The 22,028-nt window shown below is 64.0% G+C and carries 22 protein-coding genes and 1 tRNA gene; 12 read left to right on the forward strand and 11 right to left on the reverse strand.

The features are described from left to right. Positions 1-214: 214 nt before the first annotated feature. Positions 215-1,627, reverse strand: a complete 1,413-nt coding sequence (gene astD / locus H8S47_RS14760) for a succinylglutamate-semialdehyde dehydrogenase (protein WP_187504589.1) — start codon at positions 1,625-1,627, stop codon at positions 215-217. Positions 1,628-1,800: 173 nt separating this feature from the next. Continuing rightward, positions 1,801-3,162, reverse strand: coding sequence for a protein adenylyltransferase SelO family protein (locus H8S47_RS14765; RefSeq protein ID WP_187504590.1), 1,362 nt, complete (start codon positions 3,160-3,162; stop codon positions 1,801-1,803). A gap of 37 nt (positions 3,163-3,199) precedes the next feature. On the opposite strand from H8S47_RS14765, the gene H8S47_RS14770 reads away from it, so the two are divergent. From H8S47_RS14770 to H8S47_RS14780, 3 genes are all read left to right on the forward strand, one after another. Beyond that, positions 3,200-4,081, forward strand: a complete 882-nt coding sequence (locus tag H8S47_RS14770) for an alpha/beta fold hydrolase (RefSeq protein ID WP_187504591.1) — start codon at positions 3,200-3,202, stop codon at positions 4,079-4,081. A 57-nt stretch (positions 4,082-4,138) separates the two neighbouring features. After that, complete coding sequence (locus H8S47_RS14775) at positions 4,139-4,897, forward strand: SDR family oxidoreductase (protein ID WP_187504592.1); 759 nt, start codon at positions 4,139-4,141, stop codon at positions 4,895-4,897. Between the two features lie 121 nt (positions 4,898-5,018). Further along, complete coding sequence (locus tag H8S47_RS14780; protein ID WP_187504593.1) at positions 5,019-6,128, forward strand: glycoside hydrolase family 130 protein; 1,110 nt, start codon at positions 5,019-5,021, stop codon at positions 6,126-6,128. Here H8S47_RS14780 and H8S47_RS14785 read toward each other — a convergent pair. The 3 genes from H8S47_RS14785 to H8S47_RS14795 form a co-directional block, all read right to left on the reverse strand. After that, complete coding sequence (locus tag H8S47_RS14785; RefSeq protein WP_187504594.1) at positions 6,118-7,002, reverse strand: exonuclease domain-containing protein; 885 nt, start codon at positions 7,000-7,002, stop codon at positions 6,118-6,120. The two genes, H8S47_RS14780 and H8S47_RS14785, sit on opposite strands and share 11 nt — an antisense overlap. A 153-nt stretch (positions 7,003-7,155) precedes the next feature. Next, on the reverse strand, positions 7,156-7,425 hold the full coding sequence (locus H8S47_RS14790) for a hypothetical protein (protein WP_187504595.1): 270 nt from the start codon (positions 7,423-7,425) through the stop codon (positions 7,156-7,158). A gap of 365 nt (positions 7,426-7,790) precedes the next feature. After that, positions 7,791-8,462, reverse strand: a complete 672-nt coding sequence (locus H8S47_RS14795; RefSeq protein WP_187504596.1) for a hypothetical protein — start codon at positions 8,460-8,462, stop codon at positions 7,791-7,793. 654 nt (positions 8,463-9,116) lie between these two features. Between H8S47_RS14795 and H8S47_RS18910 the strand changes: the two genes are divergently transcribed. Continuing rightward, positions 9,117-9,530, forward strand: coding sequence for a hypothetical protein (locus H8S47_RS18910; RefSeq protein WP_235982935.1), 414 nt, complete (start codon positions 9,117-9,119; stop codon positions 9,528-9,530). Positions 9,531-9,746: 216 nt separating this feature from the next. Here the strand turns inward: H8S47_RS18910 and H8S47_RS14805 are convergent, their stop codons facing one another. Beyond that, positions 9,747-10,025, reverse strand: a complete 279-nt coding sequence (locus tag H8S47_RS14805) for a hypothetical protein (protein ID WP_187504597.1) — start codon at positions 10,023-10,025, stop codon at positions 9,747-9,749. Positions 10,026-10,335: 310 nt separating this feature from the next. On the opposite strand from H8S47_RS14805, the gene H8S47_RS14810 reads away from it, so the two are divergent. Then, entirely contained in the window at positions 10,336-10,836 is a 501-nt protein-coding gene (locus H8S47_RS14810) for a hypothetical protein (RefSeq protein WP_187504598.1), read from the forward strand. 392 nt (positions 10,837-11,228) lie between these two features. Here the strand turns inward: H8S47_RS14810 and H8S47_RS14815 are convergent. From H8S47_RS14815 to H8S47_RS14825, 3 genes are all read right to left on the reverse strand, one after another. Further along, a tRNA-Arg gene (locus H8S47_RS14815) sits at positions 11,229-11,305 on the reverse strand. Positions 11,306-11,582: 277 nt separating this feature from the next. After that, positions 11,583-11,843: an SWIB/MDM2 domain-containing protein gene (locus tag H8S47_RS14820; protein ID WP_056411383.1), complete on the reverse strand. Its 261-nt coding sequence runs from the start codon at positions 11,841-11,843 to the stop codon at positions 11,583-11,585. A gap of 47 nt (positions 11,844-11,890) precedes the next feature. After that, positions 11,891-12,094: a hypervirulence associated TUDOR domain-containing protein gene (locus H8S47_RS14825; protein WP_056482645.1), complete on the reverse strand. Its 204-nt coding sequence runs from the start codon at positions 12,092-12,094 to the stop codon at positions 11,891-11,893. A 119-nt stretch (positions 12,095-12,213) separates the two neighbouring features. On the opposite strand from H8S47_RS14825, the gene H8S47_RS14830 reads away from it, so the two are divergent. From H8S47_RS14830 to fghA, 3 genes are read left to right on the forward strand one after another with little or no spacing between them, the layout of a single operon-like run. Further along, positions 12,214-13,320, forward strand: a complete 1,107-nt coding sequence (locus tag H8S47_RS14830; RefSeq protein ID WP_107954987.1) for an S-(hydroxymethyl)glutathione dehydrogenase/class III alcohol dehydrogenase — start codon at positions 12,214-12,216, stop codon at positions 13,318-13,320. Between the two features lie 11 nt (positions 13,321-13,331). Further along, a complete protein-coding gene (locus tag H8S47_RS14835; RefSeq protein ID WP_187504599.1) occupies positions 13,332-13,715 on the forward strand; it encodes a VOC family protein in 384 nt (127 codons plus the stop codon). Further along, positions 13,715-14,551, forward strand: coding sequence for an S-formylglutathione hydrolase (fghA, locus tag H8S47_RS14840; RefSeq protein ID WP_187504600.1), 837 nt, complete (start codon positions 13,715-13,717; stop codon positions 14,549-14,551). The genes H8S47_RS14835 and fghA overlap by 1 nt, the downstream gene beginning before the upstream one ends. A gap of 466 nt (positions 14,552-15,017) precedes the next feature. Here fghA and H8S47_RS14845 read toward each other — a convergent pair whose 3' ends face one another. Then, entirely contained in the window at positions 15,018-17,942 is a 2,925-nt protein-coding gene (locus tag H8S47_RS14845) for a TonB-dependent receptor (RefSeq protein WP_413243624.1), read from the reverse strand. On the opposite strand from H8S47_RS14845, the gene H8S47_RS19150 reads away from it, so the two are divergent. The 4 genes from H8S47_RS19150 (at position 17,896) to H8S47_RS14860 (ending at position 19,945) form a co-directional block, all read left to right on the forward strand. Then, complete coding sequence (locus H8S47_RS19150) at positions 17,896-18,072, forward strand: hypothetical protein (protein ID WP_328805564.1); 177 nt, start codon at positions 17,896-17,898, stop codon at positions 18,070-18,072. The two genes, H8S47_RS14845 and H8S47_RS19150, sit on opposite strands and share 47 nt — an antisense overlap. A gap of 133 nt (positions 18,073-18,205) precedes the next feature. Continuing rightward, positions 18,206-18,844, forward strand: a complete 639-nt coding sequence (folE, locus tag H8S47_RS14850) for a GTP cyclohydrolase I FolE (protein ID WP_187504602.1) — start codon at positions 18,206-18,208, stop codon at positions 18,842-18,844. Beyond that, positions 18,844-19,602 carry an SDR family NAD(P)-dependent oxidoreductase gene (locus H8S47_RS14855; RefSeq protein ID WP_187504603.1) on the forward strand — a complete coding sequence of 253 codons (759 nt, stop codon included), beginning with the start codon at positions 18,844-18,846 and terminating at the stop codon, positions 19,600-19,602. Before folE ends, H8S47_RS14855 begins: the two co-directional genes overlap by 1 nt. Next, positions 19,595-19,945: a dihydroneopterin aldolase gene (locus H8S47_RS14860; protein ID WP_187504604.1), complete on the forward strand. Its 351-nt coding sequence runs from the start codon at positions 19,595-19,597 to the stop codon at positions 19,943-19,945. The genes H8S47_RS14855 and H8S47_RS14860 overlap by 8 nt, the downstream gene beginning before the upstream one ends. Positions 19,946-20,243: 298 nt before the next feature. Here the strand turns inward: H8S47_RS14860 and leuA are convergent, their stop codons facing one another. Next, positions 20,244-21,902, reverse strand: coding sequence for a 2-isopropylmalate synthase (leuA, locus tag H8S47_RS14865; RefSeq protein WP_187504605.1), 1,659 nt, complete (start codon positions 21,900-21,902; stop codon positions 20,244-20,246). Positions 21,903-22,028 lie beyond the last annotated feature (126 nt).

Here is a 22,028-nt window from a genome sequence, read left to right on the forward strand (position 1 = left end):
GTGCTGCAACCGAATGATGCTTTGGCAGCAGGTAGGATTGCTTTTGCGGTGCGCGAGGTCAGCCGACCAACCCAACGATCCTCCCCCGCCAGGGGGAGGTGGCGCGCAGCGACGGAGGGGGAGGACACGGAGCATAGGTCGTCGCTTACCTCCCCCTCCGTCTGGCAAGTGCCAGCCACCTCCCCCTGGCGTGGGAGGATCAGATCGGAGGCGATCAGCCGTCGGCCAGACCGATCCCGATGCTCGCGCGCGCGCTCTCGGATTCACTGCTGACTACCGGGTAGGCGCAGTAATCGGCGGCATAATAAGCACTCGGCCGGTGGTTGCCCGACCAGCCGATGCCGCCGAACGGTGCGCCCGACGAAGCACCATTTGTCGGCTTGTTCCAGTTGACGATGCCCGCCCGGATGTTCGCCCAGAAGCGGTCGTACAGCGCAGGCGTCTGGCTGATCAACGACGCGGACAGGCCGTATCGCGTGGCGTTCGCCTCTGCGATCGCGGCGTCGAAATCGTCGACGCGGACGACCTGGAGGATCGGGCCGAACAGTTCGACATCGGGACGGTCGGCGACATCGGTGACGTCGATCAGCGCGGGCTTGAGGAACGGCAGGTCCGCGACCGGACGTTCGAGATGACGGATCGGGCGACCGCCGCGCGTGAGCAGTTCGAGGAAGCTCTCGGTCAGTTGTTCCGCGGCTTCGTTGTCGATCACCGGTCCCATGAACGGCGCGGGGTTGGCATGCGGTTCGCCGACGATGATCCGCCCGACCATTTTGTCGAGCGTGGCGATCAGCGGGTCGTAGAGCTTGGTGTCGACGATCAGCCGACGTGCGGCCGTGCAGCGCTGGCCGGCGGTGGTGAAGGCGGACTGGATGATCAGGACGGCGGCGGTGTGCAGATCGGGCGCGTCCCATACGACGATCGGGTTGTTGCCGCCCATCTCCAGCGCAAGGATCTTTTCGGGTTTTTCGGCAAATGCCCGGTTGAGCGCGAGGCCGGTGCTGGCCGAGCCGGTGAATAGCAGGCCGCCGATATCGGGATGCGCGGCGAGGGCCTTGCCTTCGTTCGGGCCGCCGATGACGAGGCGGATGCACTCGGCCGGCACGCCCGCGGCGCGGAAGCATTCGACGAGGAACGCGCCGACGGCAGGGGTCTTTTCCGACGGCTTGAAGACGACGGCGTTGCCGGCGATCAGCGCCGGGACGATGTGGCCGTTGGGCAGGTGTGCCGGGAAATTATACGGCCCGAGCACCGCGAGCACGCCGTGCGGCTTGTGGCGGACGGCGATCCGCGAGCCCATCGTCGCTTCCAGGCGGCGCTGCGCGGTGCGATCGGCATAGGCGCTGACCGAGATGTCGACCTTGGCGATGACCGTCTCGACCTCGCCGCGCGCTTCCCAGATCGGCTTGCCGGTCTCGCGCGCGATCAGGTCGGTGAAGGCGTCGTTGCGCTGGCGGACGATGTTGGCAAAGCGCCGCATCGTCTCGATCCGGAAGGCGAGCGGTTTCGATGCCCAGCTCGACCAGCCGGCGCGGGCGCAGGCGACTTCGGCATCGACGTCGCCGATCGGATGGCGCCAGAGGACCGCACCGGTGGCGGGCTCGTAGGAGATGATCTCGTCGGACATGCGTCACTCTTGCCTTGATTCGCGGCGGGTTTCCACTGGGGGATGTGCCGCGCTGCTTCCCCCCTTCCCTGGAAGGGAGGGGGCGGGGGTGGGGCGGGTTCCATGGGTTCAGACGTTTGCGGCTCAAACCGGCCGACCCACCCCCAGCCCCTCCCTTCCAGGGAGGGGAGCATTTATTCGGCTAGCGCTTCGCCCATTTCGCGGATCGTGGCGATCTTGGCGTTGAGCAGCGACCATTCGTCGTGCTCGGCGATCGCCGCCCAGATTGCTTCCACTTCGTCGATCAGCATGCTGCACGGTTCGCCCGACCAATAGGGATGCGAGCGGTCTTTTCGCGGTTCGTACGACGCGAGTGCCGCGCGGACCTGGTCCCATTGCGCGTCGTACGTGTCCGGCAGGTTTCCGCCGAACACATCGAAGAAGAACCGGTCGATGCCGACGCCCGAGGTGCGCAGGGCGCGTTCGGTGGCCTGGACGAGGTCGCGGTCGGCGTCGGGGTCGCGCGGACGGACGCCGAGCCGCCAGAGGATCGCCTGCGTGACTTCGGGTTGATAGCGCGGGCCGAACTGGTCGAGCGCGGCGACGAGCGGGTCGCTGTCGGCGATCTGGCGAAGCGCGACCGCGAGTTGCATCACGTCCCAGTGGATCGCCTCGGGCTGGCGGCCGAACGCATACAGCCCCTGATGGTCGAAATAGGCGGCGGTGAAGGCCGGATCCCAGGTCGGCGCGAACCGCCACGGGCCGTAATCGAAGCTATCGCCGGTGACGTTGATGTTGTCGGAATTGAGGACGCCGTGGACGAACCCTGCCGCCATGTAGCGCGCCGCGAGCCGCGCGGTGCGACCGACGACGAGGTCGAGCAGGCGGACCGGGTCGTCGCTGTCCTCTTCGTACAGGTTGCGCAGCGTATAGCCGACGAGCTTGCGCAAGCCCGCCTCGTTGCGCTCGTAGGCGAGGCGCTGGAAGCTGCCGATGCGGACATGGCTGTGATTGAGCCGGACCAGGACGGCGGAACGGGTCGGACTGGGCTCGTCGCCGCGCTGGAGTTCCTCGCCGGTCTCGATCAGCGACAGCGTGCGCGAGGTGGGGACGTTCAGCGCCTCGAGCATTTCGGTGGCGAGGATTTCGCGGACACCGCCCTTCAGCGTTAGGCGGCCGTCGCCGGCGCGGCTCCACGGGGTCTGGCCCGAGCCCTTGGTGCCGAGGTCCATCAGGCGGCCACGATCGTCGCGCATCTGCGCGAAGGTAAAGCCGCGGCCGTCACCGAGATCGGGATTGTAGTTGCGGAACTGATGGCCGTGATAGCGTAGCGCGAAGGGCTGGGGGAGCGTGCCGGGCAAAGGCTCGAACCGGCCGAAATGGCGGGTCCATTCGTCATCGGTCAGCGTGTCGACGCCGATCTGCGCGGCGGCGCGGTCGTTGCGGAAGCGGAGCCGGGTCTCGGGGAAGTTGGCGGGGGCGACGGGATCGAAGAAGCCGTCCCCCAGCGTTAGCAGTTCGGCTTCGGGGCGATACACTTGCGGGCGGGTGGGCATGCGGCGATATGGTGGCCGCTACCCGAAGGACGCAACCATGGCCGCTTACGAAAACCTCTATTGGTGGTCCAACGACGGGCTGAGACTACACGCGAGGGACTATCCAGGGGGCAAGGAAGGTCAGCCGCCGATCCTCTGCATGCCCGGCCTGACGCGAAACGCGCGCGATTTCGACGCGCTGGCGGCGCGGCTCGCGGGGCGGTGGCGGCTGATCGCGGTGGATTTCCGCGGGCGCGGCGAGAGCGCGTACGCGAAGGATCCGATGTCGTACGTGCCCTTGACGTATGTGCAGGACGTCGAGGCGTTGCTGACCGAGCTGGGTATCGACCGGTATATCGCGTTCGGGACGTCGCTCGGTGGGATCGTGACGATGCTGATGGCGGGGCCTTCGCGCGGCCGGATGATGGCGGCGCTGCTCAACGATGTAGGGCCGGAGATCGATGCGCAGGGGCTGTCGCGGATTCGCGGCTATGTCGGCAAGGCGAGCGTCTTCCCGACCTGGATGCACGCCGCGCGGTGCGTCTCCGAGAACAACGCCGACGTCTATCCCGATTGGCAGATTGAGGATTGGCTGGCGATGGCGAAGCGGCTGTACCGCCTGAACAGTTCTGGGCGGATCGTGCTCGATTACGACCTGAAGATCGCCGAGCCGTTCCGCGTGCCGGGCAACGAGGCGGGGCCGGATATGTGGCAGGCGCTGGGCTCGCTTCGCGACGTACCGACCTTGATCGTGCGCGGTGGGCGATCGGACTTGTTGTCGGCGGCGACGGCGGAACGGATGGCGGCGTCGCTCGATCGCGCCGAGCTCGTGACCGTGCCGGGCGTCGGTCATGCGCCGACGCTGAGCGAGCCGATGCTGCACGATTCGATCGACGGGTTGCTGGCGCGCGCGCTTGAGGGGGCCGCGATCCGCGCTTAGGGGAGAGCGGGGCCGCATACCGCTGGCCGATAATCTGCTGATAATCCGGGATACTTGATGACCGAACTCTCCGACGCCCACACGACCGTCCGCCCGCTGAAGGGCCGCCGGGCCATCATTACCGGGGGCACCACGGGGATCGGCCGGGCGATCGCAGTGCTGCTCGCTGCGGAAGGGGCGAAGGTCTTCATCTGCGGCCGCGACGAGCGCTATCTTCAGGACGCGCTCGCGCGCATTCGCGAAGTCGGCGAGGGCGACGGGATGATCACCGAGCTTGCCGATCCCGACAAGGTCCGTGCGTTCTTCGATGCGGGCGAGGCGTATCTCGGCGGCTTCGACATCACCGTCGTCAACGCGGCGGTTGCGGCCGGCGGCCTGACGCAGATGAGCGAGGACGAGCTTCGTTACGCGATCGCGGTCGACTTCACCGCCTATCTGCTCAGCGCGCATCACGCTGCGCACCGCATGAAGCCGATCAGCGACATCGTCATCATCGGCTCGCTCAGCGCGCATATCCTCGGGCCGAGCTCGACGGTGTATGCCGGGGTGAAGTCCGGGATCGCCGGCTTCTCGGAGGCATTGCGACGCGAACTGGGGCCCAAGGGGATCAAGGTCTCGCTGGTCGAGCCAGGCAAGGTCGGGTCGAACATGCAGTATCCGGACGTTCCCGACGACAAGCAGCGCCAGATGATCGAGGCGGAGCAGATGCTGCGCGCAGAGGATATCGCGGTCGGTGTGGAGTTCGTGCTGACGCAGCCGACCCGGACGGTGATCCAGCAGATCGTCATCGTGCCCCGGGCGCTGGAGGGGGAGTAGGCTTCTCTTCGTTGTTCTCCCGCGTAGGCGGGAGCCCAGGGTTACACAGGATTGCGTTTGTGATCCTGGGCCCCCGCCTTCGCGGGGGAACACAATGGATTGCGCATCAAAGGAGAATAGCATGTTCGACCAGCTCGTCTTCACCCCCGCCGATATCGATCTGTCGCGCTCGCCGCTGGCGGGGAAGGTCGGCGCCGAGACCTATGTGCTCGGCGCATTCAATCCGGGGATGACCCGGCTGGCGAACGGCAATCTGCTGCTGATGGTGCGCGTCGCCGAGGCGCTGAAAAAGCCGATCAAGGACGGCAACGTCCACGCGATCCGCTGGGAGGACGGCGCGTATGTGCTCGACGCGTGGCCGTTGCAGATGGTGGATACCAAGGACCCGCGCAAATTCCTGATCCCTGGGGGCGGGTGGAAGGTGATGGCGCTGACGTCGTTGTCGTGGTTGCTGCCGGTCGAGCTGGATGCCGAGGGGCGCTCGGTGGTTGCGGTGCATTACGACAAGGCGATCGCGCCGCGGACGTCGTACCAATGCTACGGCGTCGAGGATGCGCGCATCTCAAAGGTCGGCGACCGCTATCTGATGACCACCTGCTCGGTCAGCCCGGAGCGGCATTCGACCACGTTGTACACGTCCGCCGATGCGCTCGACTGGCAGCTCGAGGGGATCGTTCTCGATCACCAGAACAAGGACATGCTGATCTTCGAAGGGCTGATCGACGGGCAATATTGGGCGCAGACGCGGCCGCTCGGCGACCTGTATTTTGCCTATCCGCCGAACAGCGAATGGCGGGCCGGGCCGTCAATCAACCTGTCGCGTTCGCCTGATGCGCTGCACTGGAAGCCGCACGACAAGCCCGGTATCCGCCCGCACGCCGCCACCGTCTCGACCGCGCGGATGGGTGGCGGCGCACCGCCGATCCTGACCGATCGCGGCTGGCTGACGCTGTGGCACGGGGTCGAGCCGTCGGGCGTGGTCGGCATCTACCGCACCTATTGGTCGATCCTCGACAAGGACGACCCGTCGATCACGGTCGCGACCGAGCACACCGCGCTGCTGGAACCGAACCCCGCGCTGACCGAGCCGCTGAAAGACCGGATGTACCTCGACAACGTCGTCTTCACGACCGGCATCGCGGATGCCGGGGACTTCTACGTCGTCGCGAGCGGCGAGGCGGATCTGGCGTGCCGGATCACGCATATCGCGAAGGACATGTTCAGCCGGTGATCGGTCCTGCCGCCAGACCCGGCAGGTCCAGCTCGTGTTCGGACACGATCCGGATCGCACCACCGAGGCGGCGATACTGCTCGGCTCGGCGGAACGCGCCGCTGTTGCGGACGGAATAGGCGTACGGCGCGCGTCCGGCTATCACCAGCGCGGTCGTGGTGTTGCCGACGGCCGAGACGATCCGGCCACCCAGCGCGGCGATCCGGCAGGCCAGGGCACCATCCCGGGGTTCGCCAAGGATCGCGATCCGCTCGCCGCTGAGCGGTCCGGACGGCGCAGGGCGCGGGGCGGGCCCGGGCTTGCGCGGCGGGGCGAGCCATTCGTCGAGCGCGATACCGGTATGGTCGATCGCCTTGACGATCACCCAGCCGGCCGCGCGCGCATCGCTCAGCGCGTCGTGATGCTTGTGCGCGATCCCCAGATATCGGGCGAGCAGCCCGAGCCGGTGGCTCTCCAGATCGGGCCAGGCGCGCTTGGCGACGCGTACGCTGTCGAGCCAGACCGTCTCGATCGCAGGGCGATCATGGACCCTGCATGCAGCCGCCAGCGCGCCCTTGTCGAAATAGGAATGCGCCACCGTCGTTCGACCGGAAAGATGGCCGTGGACGATGCCGTGGACGTCGGCGAAGCTCGGCTGGCCGACGACGTGGTGCTCGGCGATGCCGTGGATGCGGGTGTTGAACAGGTGGAATTCGTCGCGCGGATCGAGCAGCGTCTCGTATTCGAAGATCTCGCGCCCGTCGCGAAACCCGACGATGCCGATCTGGCAGATGCTGCTGACCCGCGAACAGGCGGTCTCGACGTCGATCACGACGAAATCCGGGGGCAGGGTGTCGGCGGGGTCGGATCGCGTCACGGTCGAGATGTCGAGCATCGCGCCTCCATGCACGCATGTGCGCGGCGGATAAACATCTTTGGAAGAAGCCGGAATTGGGCCGGAGCCTGAAAAGCCGGTCGGCGCGGCGCGAGGCGAATTGCGCCCTTGCCGGTTCTCAGCGGCCGGGTCCCTCCGCGCAGCGCCGCCCGGTCATTCCACGGCGCACCAGAACCGTACCGTCGACGACGGGTCTGCCCGATGCAGATTGGTGGTGAGCAATCCGAGCGTCATGGCGCAATTCTGCCGGTTGAAATCCCCGGATCGTATGGAGTTGAAGCTGGCGAAGTGGACCCTCGGCGCGCTGTCGTTCGAGGAGCGATAGAGCCGGTAGGTCGCTCCGGCCATCGGCGTGCAGCCGCCCGATATAACGCCCAGTATAACGATCGTGGCAAGCGCCGTCAGTGCCGTAATGCCGTGCAATGCATGTGTGATCGCGATGTCCCCTAGAGGTCCAAATGGGTCGCCCGAAGACTTCAGGCAAGCGGCAAGGTTGCGTAGCCGACTATCGGATCTCGCAATAATTCAGGCATTCGTCTTTTTATTGGGGAAAGACATGATCTTGCTGTTTTCAGTGCAATATTCAGGTGCCGTATAAATTGCGCGGATTTCGTCCCGTTTAGGATCAAACCGGATCCCGACGGCCCCGAACACCCGAAAGGACGATCGATCCGAGTGGTTCGATCAGCCAAAGTCCTGCCGTGCTGCGCCCGACTGGTCCGGCCACCCGGCGCTAGCCGGCATGCGCGGATCTGCCATCTTTCTCGAAAAGGCTCGAGAAACGGGGATCAACGCGTGAACAAGAACCCCACGCAGAACAGGAACGTCGCACCTTCCAGCAGCCCTACAAATACGTTCCCGGCGGCGCGCAATAGATTGATGCTCAGCGCCTGTGCGAACCACCGCGTTTCTACGATCCAGAAATTCACGATGCTCGATCCGACGAGCCAATGGCCCACCATCCGCGTCACTTCGTGTTGGTCGAACCCAAAGCTGCTACCGACACTCAGGCCGAGTGCAAAAACAGCTGCCGGATAACATTGCTCGTAGAAAGGCTGCTGTAGAGAAGTGCGATCGAGCTTGATCTTGCGCCTGCGCACCATCCGCGCTGCCAGGAAGAGTGGGAAACCAGCGAAAACGACGACGCGAAGGACCAGGGCACTCGCATTGTCGTTGACCAGGTCGGCGAGGTCGTGATGATTGGCGATAATTTCGTCGGTCTGGCCCAGCGCCGTGGAGACCGTGTGCGCCAACAACAGCGTCAGAGCCAGAAACAGGGGCGGACTGAGCACCGACGCATATCGTTCATCGTCGGGGAGCGCCATTTCGCGCTCGATCTGCTTCATCGTACCGACCGGTCGCAACAGCGCCTGCCAAAGCGTAAGGGGGAAGAAGATCACCCAGCTCATGACCTCGTAGAGGAGTTCATCGAGCGAATTTAGCCACTTCATAAAGTCCATATCGCATGATGTGCGATGTAGAATTTGATCGCAACGGTTTGCTATTCGTTATCGTCGGGTTTCCGAGGCTCGCCCACGGCGGAACCCGCGGCAGCAATAAGTGATTGAGAAGCGTCGACAGTGATGGACGCCGTCATCCCGCTTCCATAAACTCGTCGCATTGATGAACAGGTAGTTTCGAACGAACGGGAGAGTCGCCATGCGTTATCGAGCACACGTGTCGAAGATCACGACCGCAGTTCTTTTAGGAGCAGCACTTCCGGCGGTTGCCGATGCGCAATCTACGGGGCTCGAGGACATGGTAGGCGCCCGTGCCGGCCAAGCTGAGATGGAGTTGCAGCGGCGCGGCTACGTCAACATCCGCGGTGAGCAGGGTGATGATCGCGCCTATACCTATTGGTGGAACGCCGATCGCCGCCAGTGCGTCAGCATCGCCACGATGGACGGCCGCTACAATTCCATCCAACCGACCACGTCCCCCGATTGCAGGAAGCCCGCGAACCTTCGCCCCAACCCCAACTACGGTGGACCGCCTGCGTCCCGGCCGCGCCCCGACTATGAACCCGATCCGGCATATGGACGCGCGCCAGCGGGGTCCGGTGGCGGTCAGGCCAACTCTCCGTCGGGGGGGGGCCGGTCGTCGATGGAAGGAACGTGGAACTGGGGCTCGTCTGTTTCGGGGACGGGTCGAAGACCGGTTTCGCCAGTGGTACGACATGGAATTGGAACCGTGAACGTGATCGGTATGAGTCCGGCAATTACACCGAAACCAGAAGGGAGGTCTTCGATGCCTCGCTCACGATCCAGACGTGGGCGGGGGGTGGACGTATCCGGCTACCCAAATCGCTGATCCCGCCGATCAATTCTCGTGGCGATCAGGGATGGTGGGACCTGCGCGACGTATCCGTCAGCCCCGATACGATCCGCGCCAGTTACCGCCTGAACGGGTTGAACAAGCCGAAGCTGACGATCGACCGGTGCAGCGGCCGCATCACGGTCGAGGGTATGAGCAACTATGGTTTTCGCGGCACATGCGACACGATCGGGCACGAACCGCGGCGATTCTAGGGTAAAGCAGCGTCGACGCGATGCCGACGCATAGTGGGCGATGGCTAAGGCCTAAGCGCTTGAACGATTGTTATCGGGAGTTCTGATTCCTCAACCTGAGCATCCGTGTGTGGGCGCGTTTTCCGATCGGGGATCGAGTTTCGGGAATGTCAGGGTTGGTGAGGAAAGCGGACGGGCGGCTTTCGGGGCAATGCGCTGGAAAGCGGACGTCGGGGATTACCGACTTGTGAGCAGCCGCTTTCTAGACAGCGCGTCCGGGGCCTTGGCCGCTTCGATCCTGATACGGCGATGCAGCACCCCCACCAACAACGGACCGCCAACTAGAAGAAGCCCGACCAGCACATCTATGAAATCCGGCGACCAGCCAGCCAGCAGAGCCGCTCCATAGATCAGCGCGAAGAACGCGAACCATGTGAATGCTGCGACATCGACAAGGAGCAGCGGCGTCCTGCTTTGATAGTGCTGGTGTGCAAAACGCCAAAACGCCGCTTTCATGCTACCCCCATCTCAATTTTGGGCCAATCGTAACGTCGGCTTTCGGGAAACGCCACCTGCGCTGCGAGCGGCAACAATTAGACGAAATCGGGATGGCCGGAATGGGAGGAAAGCGGACCGTCCGCTTTGGAGGCCACACCCCAAGAAACCGACCACTGAACGGGTATCTCAAATGCATCAATATTTTGCATCGCTGGCGCCCTCGGTTTCCTGCTCTCTTTGCGCTGAGGCGAAATTCGTGATTTTTGCATCAGCAGTCATACCGGGTCAGACCATTGCATAGAGCGCTTGGGTCTCGCATCATCAAGCGATGATCGAACTGTTCCTGCTCGCTATCGCTCCTGTCCTTGGGAATGCGTCACCAAACTCGGCACTGCAGAGGACGCCTACAACCGACGATGGTCTACCTCGCCTGCAATGCGATACGAACTACACCAACCTTTTGGGGAAACGTGTTAATTTACCACTCAAGATTACATTCGGGCCAATGGCTAGGGGAGTCGTCCCCTTGAGCCCGAGCGGTCTCGTATTGTATGGTAACGCAACATTTGCATTTAGTGGAACTGCTCCAATTGAAGTAACGCAAATTGTTCCCTCGACAGGTGAGGCCGCGACCGATAGCAATCTACAGTCTCTTTTCAAATTTAATGGAGGAATCTTTTCTGCCACCACTACAATGCAGAACCTTGACGCTAAGATAGCTTTGATCGAAATCAATTTCACTGAGCGACTTGTGCCATCCGGCCGGTATCAGAATTGGACCGCGCATTGCCGTCAGGTAAGTGGATTTTACTCGAAAAGCCCGCATTAACGATGTGGAACCGACCTACCGATTGCCATCTGCGTTCTTGATGCAAAACTTTTGATATTTGCATCAGGGGTGACGGGACCGAAAAAATCGCGCTGGACGAATGGCCGCTTTCGGGAGCCGTAGTTCGCAACCCGTGCGTCCGCAATTGGGCGACACCGGACCCATGAGCGGGACTCGAACCCGCCAAACGCCACGATCGCTCGCTGCGCACGCTCCGACAGCGTCAGGGCCGCAACCACTTACCGAATTAACGGATGTCCGCAAACGGGAAGCGTAACGGTACCCGGGAACGGCAAGGATTGGGCGTTAGCCGACATAGGAGAGGTCTTTGCGAGCTTGCGCTTTGGCATGTTCGCGGCTGTGCGAAGGCCGCCGAACAATGGCGGAAAGGCTGGTGCCCCCGGCGAGATTTGAACACGCGGCCTACGGTTTAGGAAACCGTCGCTCTATCCGGCTGAGCTACGGGGGCATCGTCGGCGCATTACGCCGGTCGGGGGGGACGATCAAGCTCGGGTGAGTGTGGAAAGCTCGGGGCTTGTGTCCGGTCGGTCGGCATGGCGCCGGACCCTTGGTATAAACTTCGTGCCGTCGAACGGCTGACCGCGATCTACGCGCAATCAGGATCGCGATCGAGATGCGATCAAACTCGCGGTCGTGTCGCCATCAGATTCGCGGTCGGAATGCGATCAAGGGCGACGGGTATCGCTGTCGATGCCCCGTCGCCGCTTGCCGTGCAGTGCAGGCGGTTAGGCCTTGACGTGCTGCGAGATGTACTTGTTCATCTCGAACATCGTGCACTTGTCACGCCCGAAGACCTTCTTCAGCTTCTCGTCAGCCAGAATCTCGCGCTTGTTCTCGGGGTTCTGGAGGTTGTTGGCCTTGATGTAGACCCACACCTTGCTGATCACTTCGCTGCGCGGCAGCTTGTCGTTGCCGACGATCTCGCCGAGCTCGGGAGAGGGCTGGACGGGGGCGTGGATGCCGCCGGTCTTGGGAGCTGTAGCCATAAGCATTCCTTCCTGTTGCGCGCGTGCGTTAGGCACTGCGCGCGTGGTCACGCCTTGGTGAGCGCGTCCGCCTTGTGCGCTGCCTTGCCGCCCTTGTCACTCCTTACGATGAACTGCGGCTCCTCCTTGGAGGCCTTGACGGTGTGGCCCTTGATCTTCGTGTCGGTCGTCTGCTTCTTCTCGACCGTGCCGTGCGCCTCGCCGCCGTGCGATTTCCAGGTGACCTCGTCGCCCTTCTTCGGATCTTTCATCGCGCCATCTCCTTGAATTGAAAGGATCAAGCGCGGGAAAGCGGCATTGGTTGCATCGGCGGCGGGTTGCGGAGGCGAGGCGCGGGGGGCATCAGGGCGGCAATCAAGGAGACCGACCGATGAAGACCCGCGCCGCTGTCGCATTCGAGGCAAAAAAACCGCTCGAGATCGTCGAACTCGACCTCGAAGGGCCGAAATTCGGCGAAGTGCTCGTCGAAATCATGGCGACGGGCATCTGTCATACCGACGCGTACACGCTCGACGGGCTTGATTCGGAAGGCTTGTTTCCGAGCGTACTGGGCCATGAGGGCGCCGGGATCGTGCGCGAGATCGGTGCGGGCGTGACCAGCGTCGCGGTCGGCGATCACGTCATCCCGCTCTACACCCCCGAATGCCGCCAGTGTAAGTCGTGCCTCAGCCAGAAGACCAACCTGTGCACCGCGATCCGCGCGACGCAAGGGAAAGGTCTGATGCCCGACGGCACGACGCGGTTCAGCTACAAGGGGCAGCCGATCTTCCATTACATGGGCTGCTCGACCTTCTCGAACTTCACGGTGCTGCCGGAGATCGCGGTTGCGAAGATCCGCGAGGACGCGCCGTTCGATACGTCGTGCTATGTCGGCTGCGGCGTGACGACCGGCGTCGGCGCGGTGGTGCACACGGCGAAGGTCCAGCCGGGCGATACCGTCGTCGTGTTCGGGCTCGGCGGGATTGGGTTGAACGTGATCCAGGGCGCACGGCTGGCCGGCGCGGGGATGATCGTCGGCGTCGACATCAATCCGGACCGGGAGGAATGGGGACGTCGCTTCGGCATGACGCACTTCGCCAATCCCAAGGATGTGGGTGACATCGTCCAGCACATCGTCGCCCTGACCGATGGCGGTGCGGACTATACGTTCGACGCGACCGGCAACACGACCGTTATGCGGCAGGCGCTGGAGGCGTGCCATCGCGGTTGGGGGACCTCGATCGTGATCGGCGTGGCCGAGGCGGGCAAGGAGATTTCGACGCGACCGTTCCAGCTCGTCACCGGACGTAACTGGCGCGGGACCGCGTTCGGCGGCGCGCGGGGGCGGACCGATACGCCGAAGATCGTCGACTGGTACATGAACGGGATGATCGAGATCGACCCGATGATCACGCACCGTCTGACGCTCGACGAGATCAACAAGGGCTTCGACCTGATGCACGCCGGCGAGAGCATCCGCTCCGTCGTGATCTACTGAGGGGCGGGGCCATGTTTACGCATATCATGCTCGGCGCCGATGACATCGCTGCCTCGAAGACGTTCTACGACGCGGCGCTGGGTGCGCTTGGCGTTCCCGAGGGCGTCATCGATGAATGGGGGCGGGTGGTCTACGCGCATGACGGCGGGCGCTTTCTGCTGACCAAGCCGATCGACGGGCAGCTGGCGAGCCACGGCAACGGGAGCACGATGGGGTTTGCGGCTGCCTCTACGGAGGCCGCCGATGCCTGGCACGCTGCGGGCCTCGCGAACGGCGGGACGGCCTGTGAGGATCCGCCGGGCGTCCGGGAAGCGACCGGCGGGCGGAAGCTGTACCTCGCATATCTGCGCGATCCGTCGGGGAACAAGATCTGCGCGCTGCACCGGGTCGCGTGATGGAGACCGTTTCCACCAGCAAGGCGTATGGCGGCATTCAGGGCGTGTACCGTCACGCCTCGACCGCGACCGGCACCGACATGACCTTCGCGGTCTATGTGCCGCCACATGACGAAGGCGCGCGGTTGCCGGTGCTGTGGTTCCTGTCGGGGCTGACCTGCACGCACGCGAACGTCATGGACAAGGGCGAGTATCGGCGCACGTGTGCAGAGCTCGGCGTGATCCTGGTTGCGCCGGATACCTCGCCGCGGGGCGACGACGTGCCGGACGACGACGCGTATGACTTCGGCAAGGGCGCTGGCTTTTATGTGGACGCGACCCAGGAGCCCTGGGCGAAGAACTTCCGGATGCGGTCCTATGTCGAGGACGAACTGCCCGCACTGATCGCAGCGCAGTTTCCGATGGCGGACATGGCGCGGCAGGGGATCTTCGGACACTCGATGGGGGGCCATGGCGCGCTGACGATCGCGTTGCGCAACCCGGATCGGTTCAGGAGCGTGTCGGCGTTCGCGCCGATCGTGTCACCGCTACACTGTGCGTGGGGGGAGAAGGCGCTTGGCGGGTATCTCGGGTCGGACCGTATGGCGTGGCGCGCATATGACGCGTGTGCGCTGATCGAGGATGGCGCGCGGGTGGCCGAGATCCTGGTCGATCAGGGAGATGCGGATGGTTTCCTGGTCGAGCAGTTGAAGCCGGAGTTGCTGGTGGCGGCGTGCGAGGCGGCGGGGATAGACCTCACGCTGCGGATGCAACCGGGATACGACCACAGCTACAATTTCATCTCGACGTTCATGGCGGACCATGTCGCGTGGCATGCGGAGCGGTTGGGGCGCTAACCGCGGTTTTGGTGGTTCAAGGCTGTCGGTGTGCGGGCCGTGCCCTCACCATTGCCGCCTTCGGCGTCTCTCCCTCTCCCGATGGGAGAGGGAAGGAGCCCGCGGCGGCTTCGCCTTGGGAAGGGTGAGGCAAGGGAGTATCGGTCGTCACGGTGTGGTTTGGGCCAACGCCGTCCCAAAGATCGTCATCCTGACGAAAGTCAGGACCCAGGGTTACGTACGCCGCACCGATTGGCTCTGGGTTCTGACTTTCGTCAGGATGACGGCTGCGGCATAGGTCAGTCGTATCGACGTCCGATCTACCAATCCTCCCCCGCGAGGGGGAGGTGGCTGGCTCTTGCCAGACGGAGGGGGAGGTAAGGTGTAACCGCCGTTGCGTGTCCTCCCCCTCCGTCGCTTCGCGCCACCTCCCCCTGGCGGGGGAGGATCGTTAGAGCAGCCGAAGCTCTGCGGATGCTGTGCCCCCTCAGAACTTGAACCCGGCCGCGACGCCGTACCGGCGTGGTTCGATCGTGAAGATGTTGGTGAACAGCCCGGCGGACTGGTCGGTCACGTACTGCCCGGTCGTGGCATCGTTGTTGGTCAGATTCTGCACGTACGCGCGGACGTAGAAGCGGTCTTCGCGCGCGTTGAGCTGGACCTGCATGTTGACGACTTCATACCCCTGGATCCGGTCGATCTGGGTGTTGAAGATGCTGCCCGACAGCCCGCCGGTGTAGTTGAGGTCGGCACGCGGCACGAGGCTCATGCCGTTGGCGAAGTCGATCGTGTACTGCGCGCCGACCGACCATTTGTAGGTCGGCGCCTGGGGCAGGCGGTTGCCGCGGATGTTGGTGGTCACGCCGTCGAGCACCGACACGCCGCTCGCCGCGGCGTTGGCCCCCAGCGCGGAGCAGATCCCGAACGCACCGGTTGCCGCGATCGTCGGGATCGCGGTCGGCGCGCGCAGGCCGATCGCGCGATTGACCAGCGCGACATAGCCGTTCGACAATGCCGCATTGCCTGCGACGTTCGGGACGACGACGCAGTTCGACGCGTTGGTGATGTCCTTGATGATCACCGCGTCGGCCCGGCCGCCCGACACGTCGCGCGGGTTCACCAGGAACTTGTCGCTCGACACCTTCGAATGGAGGTAGCTCGCGTTCATGTTGACCACGAACGCCGGCACCGGGCTCATGATCGCCTCCGCCTCGACGCCGTAGATATCGGCGTCGACATTGTCGTTGACCGAGGTCCGCGCGACGATCCTGCTCAGCTGCAAATTCTTGTACTGGTAATAGAATCCGGTGAGGTTCAGCCTGAACTGGCCGCCGCCGAAGGTGTTCTTCGAGCCGATCTCGTACGCGTTGACCTGTTCGGGCAGGAACGTGCTGCTGACGTTGAACATCGGCAGCAGCGGTGGGTTGATCCCGCCCGACTTATACCCGCGCGAGTAGGACGCGTAGAGCAGGTTGTTCTCGGTGATCCGGTAATCGACCACCGCCCGGCCGGTCAGCCGCGAGAAGCTGACCTGCGCATTGGCGAATTCCTGGCGCCCGGGCAGGTTCGGGTCGAAATCGACCGTGCCGTAGTTCAGCCCCTGTTCGATGCCGGTGGCGCCGATCGGCGTCAGCACGTTGAGCGCGAGGTTGCGCGCCTGGTCGGTCTTCTCGTCATGGTTGTAGCGCAGGCCGACGGTCAGCTTCAGCTTGTCGGTAAACTTGAAATACGTTTCGCCGAAGATGCCGTAGGATTTCAGGCGGAACTCGACGTCGCTGTTGCGATAGAACGGCGTGGACAGGAAATAGCCGTTGCCGGCGGGCAGCCCCGCTCCCGCCGCGTTCGCCGAGCCGAGGATGCCCGAGGCATAGTCTAGCCCGAACGCGTTGACGAAATAGTCCGTGTTGGTCGATTTGCTGTCGACATAGATGCCGCCAAGCAGGAAGTTGAACATCCCGTCGAAATTGCTGTCGAGATGCGCTTCGGCGGAAAACTGGCGGCTCTTCTGGCGCGAGCGATCGAAGTCCAGACTCTGCGCATAGCACCCGATCGAGTTGCCGCCATAGATGCCGACATTGTTCGGATCGGCGGCGGACTGGCACACGCCGCCGGCGGGGCCGTTGGGGATCAGCGCCTGCCGTACGCCGCTGAGGAACGCGAACGGCGATCCGGTGCGCGCGAGTGCATTGAGCGTGGCGAGCCCGACATTGTTGGTCAGCGGGTTCTCGACCGCGAGGTTGTAGTCGGCGGTGCTGTCGACGACGTTGCGCGTGTAGCCACCGGTGAAGTTCAGGCTGACCGGGCCGAAATCGTGGAAGATCTTCGCGGTATATTGCTCCTCTTCGGCGAAATAGGTCGGGCTGTAGTCGAGCGATACGGTCCGTACGTCCGATGGGTTGACCACGCCGGCGTAGGTATCCTGGCCGTAGAGGCTCTGCAGCCCGAAGCGTCCCAGCGCGGGGTTGTTGACCGCGAAGAACTCGCTCGAACTGAGCACCGCCGCCAGCGTCGAATTGCCGTTCGCGGTCTCGTTGGCGAGGCGGTCGGGAAGGCAGCCGAGGATGCCGGTCGGATCGCGGTGGCAGAGCTGCTTCTGCAAGCGCGAGCGATCGTCCTTCTCGCGAAAATACGATCCGATCAGGTCGATCCGGGTGTTGCTGGTCGGCGCCCACGACAGCGTGCCGCGCACCGAATACAGATCCCGTCCGTCGATGTCGCGACCGTCGTACAGGTTCTTGGTATAGCCGTCGCGATTGAGATAGGTGCCGGCGACGCGGATGCCGAGCGTTTCGGTGAAGGGCAGATTGATCATCGCCCGCACGCGCTTCGAATCGTAATTGCCATATTCGAACTCGGCGGCGGAATGCACGCCGGTGAGATCGGGCTTGGCGGAGATGAAGTTGACCACGCCCGAGGTCGCGTTGCGGCCGAACAACGTGCCCTGTGGACCGCGGAGAACCTCGATCCGCTCCAGATCGAAGAACTCGCTCTCGAACAGGCGGGTTGTGACCAGCGGCATGTCGTTGACGTGGATGCCGGTCGCGGTGTCGCAGGTCGCGCCGGTGCACAGATCGCCGATCCCGCGGATCGTAAAGCTCGACGTGGTGAAGTTGGTCTTGGTGAAAGTGATGTTGGGCAGCGTCTGTTGGAGCGCGCTCGGGTTGACGATCTGCTGCTTGGCGATGTTGTCAGCGGTAAAAGCGCTCACAGCAATCGGAACAACCTGCAAACGCTGCGATTGGCGTTGTGCGGTAATCACGATATCCTGCGCGCCGTATGGATCGGTCGGCGGCGCGATGGAGGCGTCTTGGGTCGTCTGCGTCGACGTCGTTGGCGTTGAGGGGGCCTCCTGACCGGGCCCATTGGTGGGTGCGGTGTTTTCAGCCGATGTCGTGGTGGCCGTCTGCGCCATTGCCGGCGCAATCGACAGGAGTATCATCGCCGAAGCGGCGAGCAATTCGAACTTAGCCATGGCAGTCCTCTCCCCGATCGTGCCGGTCTTTGCCGATTCACGATTTAGTTTTTCAGGTATGGCGAAGTAACGATTAAAAAAATCAATCGTCAACGCTTTTTCTTGCCCGGAAAACCGGGATTTATGGCAAGTGGCCGAAATGAAACAGTTGCAAAAGAGGACCCATGTTCTGATGTTTGGGTATGCTGATAAAGGGTGTTGCGATGCGGGATGAACTGGACGGGGCCGCAAGGCAGGCGGTTACTGACGATGTGCTGGGTCCCGACGGCAAGCTGATTGTCCCCGAAGACGTAGCGTCGGCGATCCGTACGCTGATCCGTTGGGCGGGCGACGATCCGACGCGTGAGGGGCTGCTCGATACGCCGCGGCGTGTTGCACGTGCGTGGAAGGAATATTGCGCGGGCTATGGCGACGATCCGGCGAAACACCTCGACCGGGTGTTCGAGGAAGTCGGCGGTTATGACGAGATCGTGCTACTGAAGGACATCCCGTTCCAGTCGCATTGCGAGCATCACATGGCACCGATCATCGGCAAGGCGCACATCGCGTATCTGCCGCGCAACCATGTCGTCGGCATTTCGAAGCTCGCACGCGTGCTGCACGGGTTCGCGCGGCGGTTGCAGGTGCAGGAGCGGCTGACCGCGGAAGTGGCCGATTGCATCTGGGACAATCTCAAGCCGCAGGGCGTCGCGGTGGTGATCGAGGCAAGCCATGCGTGCATGACCGCGCGCGGCGTGCGGACGCCGGGCGTGACGATGGTGACGAGCCGGATGATGGGCGTGTTCCGCGACGACGAACGCAGCCGCAAGGAAGTGCTGGCGTTGATGGGACAGCGCGCCTGATGCGGACCGTGCTGGTCACGGGCGGCGCGAAGCGGTTGGGCGCGGCGATCGTGCGGCGACTGGCGGCGGATGGCTACGCGGTGATCGTGCATCAGGGGCATTCGCGGGACGAGGCCGAGGCGCTGGTGGCGGAGATCATTGGCGGCGGCGGTAGTGCCGCGGCGGTGGCAGGCGACCTGAGTGATCTCGGCGCGATCGGCGACCTGTTCGCGGCGGCGCGGGCTGCGATCGGCGGACCGATCGACGGCCTGGTCAACTGCGCTTCGCGGTTCGAGTTCGACCGGCCACCGACGGTGGATCCGGTGCTGTTCGCCGAACTGAGCGCGATCAATTGCGGCGCGCCGGTGTTGCTCTCTTCGGCGCTGGCGTCGCAGGACGACGTGGCGGACGGCGCGGTGGTCAATGTGCTCGATCAAAAAGTGGCCAACCTGAACCCCGACTTCTTCTCGTACAGTTGCGGGAAGATCGCCCTGGAGGGCGCGACGACGATGCTGGCACAGGCGCTCGGCCCGCGGATCGCGGTGAACGCGGTGTCGCCGGGTCTGACCTTGCCGAGCGGCGACCAGACCGAAGCGGAGTTCGCGGCGGTGGCCAGCGACAATCTGCTGCGGCGACCGGTCGGGGCGGAGGCGGTCGCGGATGCGGTCGCGTGGCTGCTGACCGCGAAGGGTGTGACGGGGCAGAATGTATTCGTTGATTGCGGACAACGGTTTCTGACACGCGATGGCGATGTGATGTTCGAGGGACGCAATGGCTGAGTTCACGACGATCCTCGACGGTTTCGAGGTCATGATGCGGCTCGGCATCCATCCGCATGAGGTGGCGCCGCAACGCGTGGTCGTTTCGGTCGAGATGACGGTCGTGTATCCAGGCCCGCTCGGCGAGGATGCGATCGGCGAAGTGCTCGACTATGATTTCGTCCGCACGGGGATCCGCGCGCTGACGGCGGAGCGCCCGTTCGCGTTGCAGGAAACGCTCTGCGAGGCGATTGCCGGGCTGTGCTTGGCGGATGCGCGAGTGAGGCGGGTCAAGGTCCGAACGGTGAAGGCCGATGTCTACCCCGACGCCCGCGTCGGCTGCGAGATCGTCCGCTCTCATTAATGCTCCCCGCATGCGGGGAGGGGGACCAGCGTAGCTGGTGGTGGGGCGTGCCGCGCACGGTACGCGTGGGGAAGCCCCCCTCCACCCCCACGCAAGCGCGTGGCGGTCCCCCTCCCCGTGCCGGGGAGGATTACGTATGGCCACCCTTCAACTTTGGTTACGAAGGCGCCGCAAGTGATGCACTGCTCCCTCTCCCCTCCGGGGAGAGGGCTGGGGTGAGGGGCTGTTCCGGGCGGTGCCCTGCTTGGCGGGCCCCTCACCCCGACCCTCTCCCCGGAGGGGAGAGGAAAAAGGTCAGCTAGGCCCGGTTGGCGGCCGACAACACTGCGCGCACCGAGGCGGTGGCGATGTCGGTGTCCATGCCGACGCCGAACACCGTCTTGCCCCCGGCGGTCCGACATTCGACATACGCCGCCGCCTGCGCGTCCGCACCGTGGCCGATCGCATGTTCGTTATAGTCCACCACGTCGAGCGTCGGCCCGGTCGACTCCGCGATCGCCGCGATCACGCCCGAGATCAGCCCGTTGCCGCGCCCGGAGATCGACCGCTCCTCGCCGTCAATCGCGACGCGGCCGATGAAGACGCGCTGCCCCGAGGCACCGCTCTCCTCGTAATCGCGCAACTCCACGCGGTCGTCTGCCTGCGGCATGTAGGTCCGTTCGAACAGGCCCCAGATGTCCGCCGCATTCAGCTCGCGGCTGGTCTCGTCGGCATAGGCCTGGACGTGACGGCTGAAGTCCGCCTGCAATCGCTTGGGCAGCTTCAGCCCCTTGTCCTGCTCGATCACCCAGGCGACGCCGCCCTTGCCCGACTGCGAGTTGACGCGGATCACCGCTTCGTAGCTGCGGCCCAGATCGGCGGGGTCGATCGGCAGATACGGCACCTCCCACAGCGTCTCGTTCTTCGCCTCCTGCGCCGCGAAGCCCTTCTTGATCGCGTCCTGATGCGATCCGGAAAACGCGGTGAAGACCAGGTCGCCGGCATAGGGCGTGCGCGGGTGGACGGGAATGTTGGTGCAGTAATTGACCGTGTTCACGACCCCGTCGATGTCCGACAGGTCGAGCTTCGGATCGACGCCTTGCGTGTACATGTTGAGCGCGACGGTCACGAGATCGCAATTGCCGGTGCGCTCGCCATTGCCGAGCAGACAGCCCTCGACGCGGTCCGCGCCCGCCATCATGCCGAGCTCGGCTGCGGCGACGCCGGTGCCGCGGTCGTTATGCGTGTGCAGCGAAATCGCCACCGCGTCGCGGTTGCGGATGTGGCGACCGAACCATTCGATCTGGTCGGCATAGATGTTCGGCGTCGCGCACTCGACCGTCGCGGGCAGGTTGAAGATGATCGGATTCTCGGGCGTCGGCATGAGGACGTCCATCACCGCCTCGCAAACCTCGAGGCTGAAATCGAGTTCGGCGGTCGAAAAGGTCTCGGGGCTGTATTCGAACTGCCAGCGGACGTTGGGCTGCTTGGCGGCCTCGTCGCGCAATACCTTGGCGCCATCGATGGCGATCTGCTTCACCTGCGCGCGGTCCATCCCGAACACGATCTTCCGCCACGCCGGCGACACCGCGTTGTAAAGGTGCACGATCGCGGTCTTCGCACCGACGAGGCTGGCAAAGCTCGTCTCGATCAGGTCGCGGCGCGACTGGGTCAACACCTGGATCGAAACGTCGTCGGGGATCCGCCCGGTCTTCACGAGGCCGGAGATGAAGTCGAACTCGGTTGCACCCGCACTCGGGAATCCGACCTCGATCTCCTTCAGCCCGACCTTGCAGAGCAGGTCAAAGAAGCGCGTCTTCTTCTCGGCATCCATCGGGTCGATCAGCGCCTGGTTGCCGTCGCGCAGATCGGTCGAGAGCCAGCGCGGCGGTTTGACGATGGTCTTCGACGGCCATTGGCGGTCGGGCAGGTCGACTTGGGGGAAGGGACGGTATTTGGTCGATGGGTCGCGCAGCATGGCCAGTCTCTCGTGTCGTCGGGAGCGTTCGGGTCAGCCCTTAGGCGCGAGGCGCGGGGCATGGCTACCGCGCAAACGATCGGCGCGCCTAAGGGCGCGTAAGTCGAAGCAGCAGGAGGCGACCAT

The organism is Sphingomonas albertensis, assembly GCF_014358075.1.
Lineage (GTDB): Bacteria > Pseudomonadota > Alphaproteobacteria > Sphingomonadales > Sphingomonadaceae > Sphingomonas > Sphingomonas albertensis.

Bases quoted from the DNA above. Each gene is read 5' to 3' on its own strand.
- fghA (WP_187504600.1), top strand. From the start codon at position 13,715: ATGGAGACCGTTTCCACCAGCAAGGCGTATGGCGGCATTCAGGGCGTG.
- H8S47_RS14845 (WP_413243624.1), bottom strand. From the start codon at position 17,942: ATGGCGCAGACGGCCACCACGACATCGGCTGAAAACACCGCACCCACC.
- H8S47_RS14770 (WP_187504591.1), top strand. From the start codon at position 3,200: ATGGCCGCTTACGAAAACCTCTATTGGTGGTCCAACGACGGGCTGAGA.
- leuA (WP_187504605.1), bottom strand. From the start codon at position 21,902: ATGCTGCGCGACCCATCGACCAAATACCGTCCCTTCCCCCAAGTCGAC.
- H8S47_RS14765 (WP_187504590.1), bottom strand. From the start codon at position 3,162: ATGCCCACCCGCCCGCAAGTGTATCGCCCCGAAGCCGAACTGCTAACG.
- astD (WP_187504589.1), bottom strand. From the start codon at position 1,627: ATGTCCGACGAGATCATCTCCTACGAGCCCGCCACCGGTGCGGTCCTC.
- H8S47_RS14855 (WP_187504603.1), top strand. From the start codon at position 18,844: ATGCGGACCGTGCTGGTCACGGGCGGCGCGAAGCGGTTGGGCGCGGCG.
- H8S47_RS14825 (WP_056482645.1), bottom strand. From the start codon at position 12,094: ATGAAAGATCCGAAGAAGGGCGACGAGGTCACCTGGAAATCGCACGGC.
- H8S47_RS14835 (WP_187504599.1), top strand. From the start codon at position 13,332: ATGTTTACGCATATCATGCTCGGCGCCGATGACATCGCTGCCTCGAAG.
- H8S47_RS14810 (WP_187504598.1), top strand. From the start codon at position 10,336: ATGATCGAACTGTTCCTGCTCGCTATCGCTCCTGTCCTTGGGAATGCG.
- folE (WP_187504602.1), top strand. From the start codon at position 18,206: ATGCGGGATGAACTGGACGGGGCCGCAAGGCAGGCGGTTACTGACGAT.
- H8S47_RS14775 (WP_187504592.1), top strand. From the start codon at position 4,139: ATGACCGAACTCTCCGACGCCCACACGACCGTCCGCCCGCTGAAGGGC.
- H8S47_RS14780 (WP_187504593.1), top strand. From the start codon at position 5,019: ATGTTCGACCAGCTCGTCTTCACCCCCGCCGATATCGATCTGTCGCGC.
- H8S47_RS14785 (WP_187504594.1), bottom strand. From the start codon at position 7,002: ATGCTCGACATCTCGACCGTGACGCGATCCGACCCCGCCGACACCCTG.
- H8S47_RS14820 (WP_056411383.1), bottom strand. From the start codon at position 11,843: ATGGCTACAGCTCCCAAGACCGGCGGCATCCACGCCCCCGTCCAGCCC.
- H8S47_RS14805 (WP_187504597.1), bottom strand. From the start codon at position 10,025: ATGAAAGCGGCGTTTTGGCGTTTTGCACACCAGCACTATCAAAGCAGG.
- H8S47_RS14830 (WP_107954987.1), top strand. From the start codon at position 12,214: ATGAAGACCCGCGCCGCTGTCGCATTCGAGGCAAAAAAACCGCTCGAG.
- H8S47_RS14860 (WP_187504604.1), top strand. From the start codon at position 19,595: ATGGCTGAGTTCACGACGATCCTCGACGGTTTCGAGGTCATGATGCGG.
- H8S47_RS14795 (WP_187504596.1), bottom strand. From the start codon at position 8,462: ATGGACTTTATGAAGTGGCTAAATTCGCTCGATGAACTCCTCTACGAG.